Consider the following 12,374-nt stretch of genomic DNA (forward strand, 5'->3'; position numbering starts at 1 on the left):
CTTTCCTTTCACAAACGCCAGAACAACTCATGCCGTCGTACGGCCTTGCGGAAAAACTCGTTCTCACCATAAGGCGACCGCGCCCGCCCCGCCAAGACCCGCTGCAGCCAGCGCCGCACACGGCGCTTGAACGGCGGGGCGGGTTGCAGGTCATGCATCATGCCCAGCGCCATGGCCTTGTCGCGCTGCTGTGCCGGCGACAGCGACAGGCTGCACGGCCACAGTTCCTGCGCGTCATCGAACAGCGGCGGCAAGGCAATACCGGCACCCGCGTCCCCCATGGGCCAGCGGTCGTTGTCATGCAGGTGGTTGGCGTAACCGAGCACGGTGGTCGGCTGCCACTCCAAACCCTGCAAGGCTTCGATCACCGCTTGCTGCGCGCAGATGTGATCAGGATGGGGATCCAGGATCGGATGGGGCAAGACGATCACTTCAGGGCGTGCGGTCAGCAGTAACTGACGCAGATCAGCGAGCAGGTTCTGCCAGGTCGGCAGGCCATCGGCATCCGCCGGCAACGGGAAAGGATTGAATTGGCGGAACAGGCGGGTATCCGACAGGTCGGCCTCGCGCGAAGCGATCGGCTGATCAGGCGCAGCGCGCATCGCCGGCAGTTGCAGGCAGAAGTAACCCAGCTGTACGCAGTGCGCCTGTGGCACCCCGGCCCAAAGCGGCACGGCAATGCTGTCCCAGGCACGCAGGCGCCCTTTGATTCGCGCGGCCTCGACCGGATCCAGGCCCATGTGCTGATAGTGCTCGGCTTCGATTTCACCGGCGGTGAGGGTCACGATCCACGGCTTGTCGGCCTGGCTGTAAAGGCCAAAGGCAGCCAGTTCGGCATCGTCGGCGTGAGGCGCGATAACCATGACCCGTTGCGCCGAATAATCCGGCGTGCCCCAGGCCCACAGCCGAGGAGCGCCCTGCAGGCTGCAAAAGCGCCCGCGTAAACGCAGCTCACCGGACATCAGGGCCGGTGCCCAGCCACTGAGGTTCAGATAACGGACACCGTTTACCCCACGCTCGAAAGCTTGCCGGTCCGTGTTGTCACCCGCCGAAATTTCAACCACAGGGTCGAGAAAACGTCCCAGCCAGCTGCCCTTGACCTTGATAGCCAACACCAGCGTCGCCTCGGCTTGCAGCGGCGAATCCACCCGCAGCCGGTTACCTTCGAAGCGAACCCCAGCCACCTCGGCATCCGCCGAAAACCGGTATTGGTAGTCTTCGTTGGGCGCATAAAACAGATGGTCGGCAAACCATGCCTCGTGGGCGACCCAGGCCAGTACACCGAGCACCAACGGCAGCCACCAGGCCACCCAGAGGCCAATCACCACCAGCAACAGCAGGCCGATCAGCAAGCCGACCCGTTTATTGCGCCGATGGCGCTTGAGCAATTGCTGTTTGCGGCTCATACGGTCAGCACCGGCACAGGGTTGCACCAACGGTCCTTGTACTCGCGGTCGGCACGCCCAAAGGAAAAACGCAGCGGCTTGCCGACTTCACGCGCCTGTTCCCAGGCGCTCTGGGTATTGAGGAAGCTCAGGACACTGCCCGGACTGAACGCACGGGTTTGCGGGTCGACGCCGCCATTGACGTACTCCACGCTGATCCACTCCGGTGACTCGACCCGGTACACCAACTGGATAGCGATGGGCGCGTCATTGAGGAAAATCACCGAGCCGATCAGCCACTCGCGCAACAGCTCGATCACCTCGGCCATACGTTCGGCGCCCGTGGCGACAAAGCCCCAGCGACGCAGGAACAGGTCGCAGTAGATCGCAGCCAGTTCCCCACTGGAAAACTCGCTCACCGGCCGCACCACACCCCCGGCCTCTTCGAGCAAGCGCAGCTCGCGACGCTGGTTGTAGCGAAACTTCTTCGACAGTTCTTCCGGGGTGCGGGCCATGGCCAATTGTTCGGCCTGGGGCTTGAGACCGCTGAAACGGCCTTCGTTCAGCGCCGACAAGTAGCGTGCGCGGTGCCGCAAGGGCGCCTGGGCTGCAGGCGCGGCCGGCAGGATCAACTCGGCGTTACCCAGGTCGAACAAGCCTTTTTTGCCGCGCTGCTTGAGCACATCCTTGGACAAGGCCAGGTCGCGCCCCCAGGTCGCGATGCACGCCTGAAGCTCGCCACCCTGCTCCCAGGCCAGGTAACGCACCGGGATGTCGGCCAGCCCGGCCAAACGTTCGATCACTTGCGGATGGGTCGCGACACTGCCGCCAAAACGCTGCCAGGCATCGCTGTAGACCGGCGCGTCGACGACGGACCAGCCACGCTCACGCCAGCCTTGGAATCGATTGAGCATCAAGCCCCCGCAGTCAGTTCAATAACGTGCGGCAATTGCCAGAAGGTATCGCGTACCGCCTGGTCCGAGAAACGCTCGCGCAGGCGCTCCAGCATCATCTCGGCGCACTGCCGTTGCTGGTGTTGATCCATCGCTGCCAGGTGCCGCAGCCCCTGGGCGAGGTGTTCGGCATCGCCGAAGGGAAACAGGATACCCACGCCTTCGACCACTTCCTTCGCGCCGCCACAGGCCGTGGCCAGCAGCGGGACGCCGGCCGCCATGGCTTCCAGCAGCACCATGCCAAAAGGTTCGTGGTCGGAGCTCAGGGCAAACACATCGAATGCACGGAAATACCGGCGCGCCTCCGGCACCTGGCCGAGGAACAACACCTTGTCGGCAATGCCCAGCTCGTGTGCGAGGGCCTTGAGGTCCTGCTCCAGGCGCCCGCTGCCGAGGATCGCCAGGCGGCTTTCAGCCGGCAGGTGCGGCAGCGCCTGGGCAAAGCCCTTGAGCAGCGTGGCCTGGTCCTTGTCCGGGTGCAGGCGGCCGACATTGCCGACCACCCACTCGTCCGGCGACAACCCCAGCGCATCGCGCGCCTCATGCGCAGGCACCTGGGTGGCCTGCAAAGCGTCAACGTCGATGCGGTTATACAAGGTCTGGATACGTGCCGCAGGCCAGGTCGGCAAGCAGTGGCGCATGTCATCACGCACCGCGTCGGAAACACCCAGCAGGCTCAAGCGTTTGCGGAAAATCCCGGCAAACAGCTTGCGGCTGCGGCGCTGGTAATCACCAAAGGCGTGATGTACGCCAATCACCGGCAGCCGCGTGCCGAGCAAGGCAATGTAGATCGGCTTGAAACGGTGCGCGATACAAAAACTGAAGTTGCGCGACGCGGCGATCTTGCGCAGTTCACGGATGGCACCCAGCTTCAGGCCACGAATGGCCTTGGAGCTGAATTCCATGAACAACACCTCATCGGACGCACAACCGGCGGCCACTTGCGGGTCGGCGACCCCGGTGAGAAACACCGTGGTCACCTTGTAGCCGGAGTCTGCGAACAAGCTGGCGTACTGCCGCGCGCAGTCCAGGAACGGCCCGTCATAGCCATGGCAGAACTGCAGGACGTGGCGTTCAGCCGAGCGCGTCATAAGGGTCCACGCCGTCTTTGACGACCAGGATGTCTTCCATGATCAGGTATTGCAGGTCGGAGCCGAAGAACATGTTCAGCGCGTCGGTCGGCGAGCAGATCATCGCTTCGCCACGACGGTTGAGCGAGGTGTTCAGGGACACGCCATTGCCGGTCAGTACTTCCAGCTCTTTCATCATGTCGTAGTAGCGCGGGTTGTATTCGCGCTTGAGCACCTGGGCGCGGGAGGTGCCATCTTCATGGACCACTTCCGGCACGCGGGTCTTCCACTCTTCCGACACTTCAAAGGTGAAGGTCATGAACGGCGCAGGGTGGTCGACCTTGATCATCTGCGGCGCCACGGTGTCGAGCATCGACGGGCAGAAAGGCCTCCAGCGCTCGCGGAACTTGATCTGGTGGTTAATGCGGTCTGCCACGCCGGTTGCACTTGGGCAACCGATGATCGAACGACCGCCCAGGGCGCGCGGGCCAAACTCCATGCGCCCCTGGAACCAGGCCACCGGGTTGCCGTCGACCATGATCTTGGCGATGCGCGCAGGCATGTTCTCGATCTTGCGCCAGTTCGGCTTGCTCTCGTGCCTGGCGCACGCGGCGATTACGTCTTCGTTGCTGTAGGACGGGCCGAGGTAGACGTGTTCCATCTTCTCCACCGGTACACCACGGGCGTGGGACACGTAGGCGGCGGCACCGACGGCGGTGCCGGCATCGCCGGACGCCGGCTGCACGAACAGCTCCTTCACGTCGTCACGGGCAATGATCTTCTGGTTCAGCTTGACGTTCAGCGCGCAGCCGCCGGCGAAGGCCAGCTTGCCGGTGTCCTTGAGGATGTCGCCCAGGTAATGGTCGATCATCTGCAAGGCCAGCTTTTCAAACAACGCCTGCATGCTGGCGGCGTAGTGGATGTACGGCTCGTCGGCGATGTCGCCTTCGCGCTTGGGGCCCAGCCACTCGATGAGTTTCGGCGAGAAGTAGAAGCCCTTGCCCTTCTCTTTATAACGGCGCAGGCCGATGACGTTGGCGTAGTCGGTGTTGATCACCAACTCACCGTTTTCAAACGAAGCCAGACGCGAGAAATCGTATTTGCTGGCATCGCCGTAAGGCGCCATACCCATGACCTTGAACTCGCCGTCGAGCATCTCGAAACCGAGGAACTCAGTGATCGCGCCGTACAGGCCGCCGAGGGAGTCCGGATCGTAGAATTCCTTGATCTTGTGGATCTTGCCGTTCTCGCCGTAGCCGAAGAACGTGGTGGCGTACTCACCCTTGCCGTCGATCCCGAGGATCGCGGTCTTCTCCTGGAAGCCGGAGCAGTGGTAGGCGCTGGACGCGTGGGCCAGGTGGTGTTCAACCGGTTCAATCTTGATTTTCTTCGGATCGAAGCCCAGTTGCTCCAGGCACCAGACGATCTTGTTGCGGTAGCGCTTGTAGCGACGGTTGCCCATCAGGATAGCGTCGAGTGCGCGGTCCGGGGCGTACCAGTAACGCTTGGCGTAGTGCCAGCGCGCCTCGCCGAACAGGCTGATCGGGGCGAACGGGATCGCCACCACATCAACGTCGGAAGGCTTGATGCCGGCCTGTTCCAGGCAGAACTTCGCCGACTCGTAGGGCATGCGGTTCTTTGCATGTTTGTCGCGTACGAAGCGCTCTTCTTCGGCGGCCGCGATCAGCTTGCCGTCGATATACAAGGCTGCGGAAGGATCATGGCTAAGGGCGCCGGACAGGCCAAGAATCGTCAATGCCACAGGGGTCTAGCCTCTTTTAGTCTGCATGCAGGCGGGTTGCGCCTGAAAAAAGTGTGCTTCCCGCCTGGGCAGGAAACAGCTAAAGGGCGGGATTATAGCTCAAAAGCAGTGGAAAGCTGTTAGCGGCGAGCGGCAAGAGTCGCCCGCCATCGCCGTTCGCAAGGGCCGATCACGCTGACGCGCCCCGCCTGCGCCCAGTGCGACCGTGCTGATCGGTCGCACTGCCGGATTCCTGAATGATAAAAATCCTCCAAGCCACTAAACTCGCGCCCTTTTGCGCGTTTACACCCTAAGCGCCACGGATTCCGGCTGACTCATGACCCCCTTCGCCCGCTGCAACCTGCTGCTGCCCGGCCTGCTCGCCCTGTGCGGCGTCGTCCAGGCTGATGATACCGCCCTGATTCTCGACCCCAGCGTCGTTACCGGCTCGCGCAGCGCCAGCCCGACCTTCGACCTGCCGTACTCGGTGGACGGCATCAGCCGCGAGCAGATCAGCGACGGCCAATTGGGCATCAACGCCTCCGAAGCCCTGTCCCGCGTGCCAGGCCTGGTGGTGCAGAACCGCCAGAACTATGCCCAGGACCTGCAGATTTCCTCCCGCGGCTTCGGCGCCCGTTCGGCCTTCGGTGTGCGCGGCATCAAGCTGATCGCCGACGGCATTCCCGCCAGCACCCCGGACGGCCAGGGCCAGGCCGCCACGTTCAACCTCGACACCGCCGAGCGCATCGAAGTGCTACGCGGCCCGGCCGCCACCCTGTATGGCAGCAATGCCGGCGGCGTGATCCAGATGTTTTCCCGCGATGGCGAAGGCCCGCCGCGCATCGGCGCCGAAACCCTGGTGGGCAGCGACGGCCTGAACAAAAACCACCTGAACGCCGAAGGCGCGGCGAATGGCGCAGGCTTTGTACTCGACGCCTCGCGCATGGACACCAACGGCTACCGCGACCACAGCAGCGCCCGTCGCGACCAGACCTTCGCCAAGCTCAATGTCCAACCGGATGACGACAGCAAGCTCGCGCTGATCTACAGCAGCCTGGAGCAGAATGGCACCCAGGATCCATTGGGACAGACCTGGGACGCCTACAAGGCCGACCCGCGCTCGGTAAGCACCAATGCGCTGACGTACAACACGCGCAAAAGTATCGATCATCAGCAATTGGGCATGAATTATGAGCGGTACTTCGGTGATGCGACGCTGCAGGTGAACGGGTATACCGGGCGCCGGAGTGTGATTCAGTATCTGTCGATCCCGGACAAGTTCGGCAGTGGAGCCGCCAATCCGGCTAACGCTCGCGGCGGTGTGGTGGCTTTCGACCGCAAGTTTTATGGCGGCTCCCTCCATTGGCTGCAACCCATCACCAGCGCACCCGGCGAGCTGACCCTGATCACCGGCCTCGACTACGACCGCAGCCAGGATGATCGCCAAGGTTATTCCAACACCGTCAACGGGGTGCATGGTGTCAAAGGGGCCTTGGGCCGCGATGAAATCGATACCGCCACCAGCCTCGACCCGTTCGTGCAAGCCAACTGGCTGCTGGGTGACTGGACCCTGCAAGCGGGCCTGCGCCACAGCACCATGGAAATGGACGTAGACGATCACTTCCTCAGCGACGGCAACGACAGCGGCAGCAAGACCTACCAGAAGAACACTCCGTCGGTCAGCGTCATGTACGCCTTCACACCTGACTTGCACGGTTATGTCAGCGCGGGCAAAGGTTTCGAAACCCCAACCCAGGCCGAGTCCGCGTACTCCAGCACGGCGAACGGCTTCAACTTTGCGCTCAAGCCATCGGTCAGCAAACAGTATGAAGTTGGCCTGAAAGCTCGCATTGGCCAGGACACCCGCGTGAATGCAGCCCTGTTTCAGATCACCACTGAAGACGAACTGGTAGTGCAGCAATCCAGCGGAGGGCGCACTACTTACCAAAACGCCGGCCGCACCCTGCGCCGGGGTTTCGAACTGGGTATCGAAAGCCAACTCGCCGAACACTGGAGCACCAACCTCGCCTACACCCGCCTGCAAGCTACCTACGACAGCGACTTCACAAGTGGCACAACTCCCGTGGACAAAGGCAACTACCTTCCCGGCGTACCCCAAACCACGCTGTTCGCCGAGCTGAACTGGAAACCCCGGGACTGGGTCAGCACCGCTGTCGAAGGCATGTACCGCAGTAAGGTCTACGTCGAAGACACCAACAGCCAACACGCCGCGCCGGGCTACAGCGTGTTCAACTGGCGCGCACGGTTCGAGCAGAAGGTCGAACACTGGACCTTCCACCAGACCCTGCGCCTGGATAACCTGCTGGACCGCCAGTACGTCGGCTCGGTGATCGTCGGCGACGGCAACGGCCGCTACTACGAGGCGGCACCCGGGCGCTCGTGGTATGCCGGGGCGGGTGCCGAGTATCAATTCTGAACGCCCCACACATTAAATGTGGAAGGCCCCCGCTACCTCTTCGACATAGCGCTGTCGCGCAGCAAACCGGAACCCCTGTGGCGAGCGGGCTTGCCACAGGAATTCGGTCGCCTGAAATTGTTTGTGCAATCAGGGGAGCTTGCTCATGTCCCCAAGCGTCGGATGGAGTCCAGCTTTCGGGGTGCAACACTAGACGCGCTCCAGCATCCGCCGGCTGGCAAAACTGAAGCTCAGCACGATAAAGATCAGCACCCCGGTCGCCACCTGCTGCCAGTAGAAATTCCAGCCGATCAGCAGCAGGCCGTTGGCGATCACGTTGATAAACAACACGCCCAGCAGGGTCCCGGGAATATTCGCCCGGCCCTGTCTGCTCAAGGTGGTACCGATAAACACCGCACCAATCGCATTGAGCAAAAACGCATTACCCGACAGCGGCACATAGGCGCTGACTGTCGAACCGAGCAACACGCCCGCCACCCCACAGGCCAGGGCGGTAGCCAGGGCCACGACGGTGACGATGCGCCGCACCGACAACCCCGAGTAATACGCCAGCAGCGGCTGGGTGCCCTGGGCCAGCAATTCGCGACCCAGGCGTCCGCGCGCCAGTGCCAGGCCATAGAACAGCGCCAGCCCCAATACGATCAGCAGCGGTGTCAGCCCCGTCAGCTCAGGCTTCAAGCCTTGGACGATATAGATCGGCTGGCCGCCGTCCGAGAGCAATTGCTGGGCGCTGGTGCCGATAAACAAAGTCCCAAGCGTGGCCAGAAACGGACTGATCCGCAGCCCGGCAATCAAGCCCGCATTGACCAGCCCCACCAGCAGCGCCGCCGCCAGCGCGCCCGTTACGGCCACCGCCCAGCCATGCCCGGCGTTGAGCAGCACGACAAAACTGAAACTGGCAAAGTCCAGCGCCGTGCCCACCGACAGGTCGATGCCACCGGCCGCCACCGCGTAGGTCATGCCGATGGCAACAATCGCCAGCAGCACGAAGTTGTTCAGCACCAGGCTTTGCAGGTTGCCTGCACTGAGGAAGCCCGGCGCTTGCAGCGCAAACACCACGACAATCAGCGTGAATACCAGTGGCAATGTCAGCGGCAATAAGGCCCGTGCGTTCATGCCGTCGCCCCTCGGTTCAATGCACTGGACGCCGCGACGACCAGCAGGATCAACACGCCCTGCACACCATTGACCCAAAAGCTGGAGACGTTAAGCAATTGAAAGCCATTGATCAGAAAACCGATCAACAACGCCGCCAGCAAAGTTCCCGGAATACTCGCCACCAGGCGCCGGGAAAACACCACGCCGAGAAAGGCGATCGCCACCACCGACAGCAGCATGTCGCCGGAACCGGTAGTGCTGCCGCTGAAAAACGCCGCCGAACACAACGCAGCCACGGCGGCGCACAGGCCGGACAGTAAATAGCTCGACAGCACGTAGGTGGACACGCCAATACCCGCCGCTTCGGCCGCCTGAGGATATTCGCCCACCGCATGCAGGCGCAGCCCGTAGGCCGAATGCTGGATCAGCAATGTCAGCGCCCCCGCTGTCAGCAACAACACCCAGGCCAGGGCCGGTACGCCCAACCAGGCGCCGCCACTGAGCAGGTCCAGTAACGGCGAATCCGTGGAGACCACCGTGTTCTCCGTCAACACCAACTCCAGCCCGGCCAACACATTCATGCTGGCCAGGGTCGCCAGCAACGGCGGCAAACGCAGCACCACCACGGCCATTCCATTGAGCAAGCCGACCGCCAGGCCGCAGCCCAGGGTCAGCAGCAACGTCAACCCGAGATCTAGGCCGGCATTATTGAGGCGGCTGAACACCGCCGCGCACAACCCCAGGTTGGCCGCCAGCGACAGGTCCAGTCCTCCGGACACCACGTTAGAACCGCCGCCGATAATCACGCAGGTGAGCCCGAAGGCCAGCACACCGAGGATCGCCGACTGGCTGAACACATTGGCCAGATTACCCACCGACAGAAAGTTCGGCGCAGCCACGGCAAACCCTAGCAGGATCGCCACAAACACGCCCACCGAACCACGGCGCAGCACCAGCACCCACAACCGCTGCGATAACCCAGGAGCCGCCGCGTCAAGCATGTTCCACCTCGCGAACGTTTGAAGCCGCAGCAGCCACGGCTCCCGTCGCACAGGCCAGCAACTGATCGCTGTCCGCTTCCCCCGCACGGAATTCAGCGGCGATCTCCCCCCGATGCAACACCAGGATGCGATCACTGATCCCCAACAACTCCGGCAAATCCGAAGACAACACCAGCACCGCCGCCCCCTCTTCCACCAAGCGCCCGATCAAGCGATAGATCTCCACCTTGGCGCCCACATCCACCCCCACGCAGGGTTCATCCAGCAGGTACACCGCCGAGCGGCGGCTCAGCCATTTTCCCAGGGCGACCTTCTGCTGGTTGCCGCCACTGAGCTGGCTGACGGCCGCTTGGGGCCCAGGCGCCTTGATTGCCAATTCGTCGATCAGCCGCAGGCTTTCCGCCTGCTCCTTGCGGCGGCTTAACAACCCCCAGCGGCTGAACCGCCCGAGCCCCGCCAGCGTGAGGTTTTCCAGCACCGAAAGCACTGGCGAAACTCCCTGGCTGCGCCGCTCTTCGGGCACCAGCGCAATACCCGCGGCAATCGCCTGGCCCGGCGAACGCAGGCGCAGTAGACGCCCGTCCAGATGCACACTGCCGCTGTCGGCGCGCTCGACACCGAAGAGCGTCTTGAACAATTCCTTGGCTCCCGAGCCGACCAACCCGGTCAGGCCAACGATTTCTCCGCGCCGCACGTCCAGATCGATCTGCCGATAGCGCCGCGCCAGGCTCAACCCGCGCACCTGCAACAACGGCGCCCCCAGCGCAACCTTGGCCTTGGGGTACATCTCCTGCACTTCGCGATTGACCATCAGCCGCGCAATCTCGGCGCTGGACGTATGCCGGGGCTGCACCACCGCCACGTCCCGACCATTGCGCAGCACCGTGACTTCATCGCACAGGCTGTCGATTTCCTGCAGGTAATGGGAGATGTACAGGATGGATAAACCCTGGTCGCGCAGGCGTTTGACGATGCGCAGCAACTGGTCGACTTCGCGCTTGACCAGCGCCACGCTGGGTTCGTCGAACACCAGAATCTTGGGCTGGCGAATCAACGCACGGGTGATTTGCAGCACCTGGCGCTCGGCACTGCTCAGCTCACTCACCAGCGCGCCGGCGGGCAATTGCAGATCAAAATATTCCGCCAGCAAGCGCTCGGCTTCACGCTGCTGCCGGCGTCGATCCACAAACGGCCCGCGCCGCAACTCATGCCCGAAAAACAGCGCTTCGCCCACGGTAAAACTCGCCGGCAATAGGCGCTCCTGATGGATGAACTGCACGCCCAGCGCATCCACCTGACGCGGTGAAAGCGCGGCGTACGACTGGCCACCGATACTCACCTGCCCCGCGTCCGCCTTGTGGATGCCGGCCAGGATCTTGATCAAGGTCGACTTGCCCGCACCGTTCTCCCCGACCAGGCCGTGGATGCTGCCGCGTTCGACTTTAAGGCTCGCATCATCCAGCGCCAGGGTGGCGCCAAAGCGTTTATGCAGGTGTTGCAGGTGCAATGCCGGCATCAGTCACCCCGCAGTTGCTGAACCTGCGCCAGGTTGGCGGCGGTGGTCAGCAGCGTGGCGACATGGGTTTCCTTGGGCAGGTCACGTTGCCCGGCCAGGTAACGCGCCACGTTCTGCACAGCGGTCTTGCCGATCAACGCCGGTTGCTGCGCCACCACCGCCCCCACCGGCGAATTCGCCTGGCCGAGCAGCGCCAGCACTTCCGGCGTACCGTCGACGCCGTAAGTCTTGATCTCGGTGCGCTTTGCATCGATCAGCGCCTTGCTCGCGCCCAGTTGCGGAATATCCCACGCCGACCAGATCGCCGAGACGCTGCCCGCCGGGTATTTGTTGAGCAGCGCCGACACTTGGGAATAGGCGTCCTGCACGGTGTTGGGGATCACGTCGCGAAGCTCCGGCTGGATGATTTCCAGCTGGGGGTAATCCTTGAGCGCCAGCTTCAACTGGTCATAACGGATCGCACACACCGGCACGCCGTAGAAGCCGTTGAACACCAGGATCTTGCCTTTGCCGCCAGCGTCCTTGATCAATTGATCGGCCAAGGCCTTGCCGGTGGCGACGTTGTCGGAGGTGGTGTTGTTGAGGCTGTATTGGGACGGTGCATCGATGGTGAACAACGGGATGCCGGCCTTGCTGATGCGCTTGAGCCAGGGGTCGATCACGCTGAGGGTGCCGAGGGTCTGGATCACGGCGTCGGGTTTCTGGGTGACCACCGTTTGCAGTTGGGTCACCAGGTTCTTGTCGTTACGCCCGGCATCGAGGGTGATCGGCGTGCCGCCCAGGCGCTTGATCTCATCGACCTGGGCCTGGAACGCCTTGATATCGAAATAGTGACTGGTGCCGGTCATGCTCACTGCAATGCGCTTGCCGGCCAGGGACGGCACCGCATCATCGCCCTCGGCTGCCTGGACACTGACGACATGGCCCAGCAACAGCGCGGCGCCAAGGCAGATCAAACGGGAAAACGAGGAAAGGCTGGAAGGCATACAGGGCTCCGCTGCGACCGGTGAAAGGGTTCACCAGGAGGCATTGCAGAGCCCGTGCCAGGATTTTTATTGCATCAAATCAAGGGCATAACGTTTGCGGGTTAAGGCGGGCTGTCGTTCTGGGCCAATAACTGTCCGATAACTGTTGCTCAGGCAACAGTTCTTGATCGTTCACCCTGCGTGGGAA

Annotated in this window: 9 protein-coding genes; 1 reads left to right on the plus strand and 8 read right to left on the minus strand. The window is 62.7% G+C overall.

Going from position 1 to position 12,374, the window contains the following annotated elements; genetic code table 11:
• Nucleotides 1-8 precede the first annotated feature (8 nt).
• The 4 genes from HDC32_RS21950 to HDC32_RS21965 are packed head-to-tail and all read right to left on the minus strand — an operon-like array spanning nt 9 to nt 5,170.
• Complete coding sequence (locus tag HDC32_RS21950) at nt 9-1,406, minus strand: PIG-L deacetylase family protein (protein ID WP_131696805.1); 1,398 nt, start codon at nt 1,404-1,406, stop codon at nt 9-11.
• Nucleotides 1,403-2,299 carry a GNAT family N-acetyltransferase gene (locus HDC32_RS21955; RefSeq protein ID WP_184745421.1) on the minus strand — a complete coding sequence of 299 codons (897 nt, stop codon included), beginning with the start codon at nt 2,297-2,299 and terminating at the stop codon, nt 1,403-1,405. The genes HDC32_RS21950 and HDC32_RS21955 overlap by 4 nt, the downstream gene beginning before the upstream one ends.
• Nucleotides 2,299-3,429 (minus strand): glycosyltransferase, encoded by a 1,131-nt coding sequence (locus HDC32_RS21960; RefSeq protein WP_184745423.1) that lies wholly within the window; start codon nt 3,427-3,429, stop codon nt 2,299-2,301. Before HDC32_RS21960 ends, HDC32_RS21955 begins: the two co-directional genes overlap by 1 nt.
• Nucleotides 3,413-5,170: a carbamoyltransferase gene (locus HDC32_RS21965; protein ID WP_131696808.1), complete on the minus strand. Its 1,758-nt coding sequence runs from the start codon at nt 5,168-5,170 to the stop codon at nt 3,413-3,415. The genes HDC32_RS21960 and HDC32_RS21965 overlap by 17 nt, the downstream gene beginning before the upstream one ends.
• A 316-nt stretch (nt 5,171-5,486) precedes the next feature.
• Here HDC32_RS21965 and HDC32_RS21970 point away from each other — a divergent pair, with 316 nt between their 5' ends.
• Nucleotides 5,487-7,586, plus strand: coding sequence for a TonB-dependent receptor (locus tag HDC32_RS21970; RefSeq protein ID WP_184745425.1), 2,100 nt, complete (start codon nt 5,487-5,489; stop codon nt 7,584-7,586).
• Nucleotides 7,587-7,775: 189 nt separating this feature from the next.
• Here the strand turns inward: HDC32_RS21970 and HDC32_RS21975 are convergent, their stop codons facing one another.
• Genes HDC32_RS21975 through HDC32_RS21990 form a run of 4 tightly spaced genes read right to left on the minus strand, consistent with a single transcriptional unit; the run spans nt 7,776 to nt 12,187 of the window.
• Entirely contained in the window at nt 7,776-8,702 is a 927-nt protein-coding gene (locus HDC32_RS21975) for an ABC transporter permease (protein ID WP_145335976.1), read from the minus strand.
• Nucleotides 8,699-9,685 carry an ABC transporter permease gene (locus HDC32_RS21980; protein ID WP_184745427.1) on the minus strand — a complete coding sequence of 329 codons (987 nt, stop codon included), beginning with the start codon at nt 9,683-9,685 and terminating at the stop codon, nt 8,699-8,701. Before HDC32_RS21980 ends, HDC32_RS21975 begins: the two co-directional genes overlap by 4 nt.
• The gene (locus HDC32_RS21985; protein ID WP_184745429.1) at nt 9,678-11,201 is read right to left on the minus strand and encodes a sugar ABC transporter ATP-binding protein; all 1,524 of its coding nucleotides are present in this window, start codon (nt 11,199-11,201) and stop codon (nt 9,678-9,680) included. The genes HDC32_RS21980 and HDC32_RS21985 overlap by 8 nt, the downstream gene beginning before the upstream one ends.
• Complete coding sequence (locus tag HDC32_RS21990; protein ID WP_184745431.1) at nt 11,201-12,187, minus strand: sugar ABC transporter substrate-binding protein; 987 nt, start codon at nt 12,185-12,187, stop codon at nt 11,201-11,203. The genes HDC32_RS21985 and HDC32_RS21990 overlap by 1 nt, the downstream gene beginning before the upstream one ends.
• Nucleotides 12,188-12,374 lie beyond the last annotated feature (187 nt).

The organism is Pseudomonas sp. JAI120, from assembly GCF_014207255.1.
GTDB lineage: Bacteria > Pseudomonadota > Gammaproteobacteria > Pseudomonadales > Pseudomonadaceae > Aquipseudomonas.

What these genes read in the sequence shown, in the direction of transcription:
- HDC32_RS21950 (WP_131696805.1), bottom strand. Translation starts at nt 1,406, where the DNA reads ATGAGCCGCAAACAGCAATTGCTCAAGCGCCATCGGCGCAATAAACGG.
- HDC32_RS21955 (WP_184745421.1), bottom strand. Translation starts at nt 2,299, where the DNA reads ATGCTCAATCGATTCCAAGGCTGGCGTGAGCGTGGCTGGTCCGTCGTC.
- HDC32_RS21960 (WP_184745423.1), bottom strand. Translation starts at nt 3,429, where the DNA reads ATGACGCGCTCGGCTGAACGCCACGTCCTGCAGTTCTGCCATGGCTAT.
- HDC32_RS21970 (WP_184745425.1), top strand. Translation starts at nt 5,487, where the DNA reads ATGACCCCCTTCGCCCGCTGCAACCTGCTGCTGCCCGGCCTGCTCGCC.
- HDC32_RS21975 (WP_145335976.1), bottom strand. Translation starts at nt 8,702, where the DNA reads ATGAACGCACGGGCCTTATTGCCGCTGACATTGCCACTGGTATTCACG.
- HDC32_RS21980 (WP_184745427.1), bottom strand. Translation starts at nt 9,685, where the DNA reads ATGCTTGACGCGGCGGCTCCTGGGTTATCGCAGCGGTTGTGGGTGCTG.
- HDC32_RS21985 (WP_184745429.1), bottom strand. Translation starts at nt 11,201, where the DNA reads ATGCCGGCATTGCACCTGCAACACCTGCATAAACGCTTTGGCGCCACC.
- HDC32_RS21990 (WP_184745431.1), bottom strand. Translation starts at nt 12,187, where the DNA reads ATGCCTTCCAGCCTTTCCTCGTTTTCCCGTTTGATCTGCCTTGGCGCC.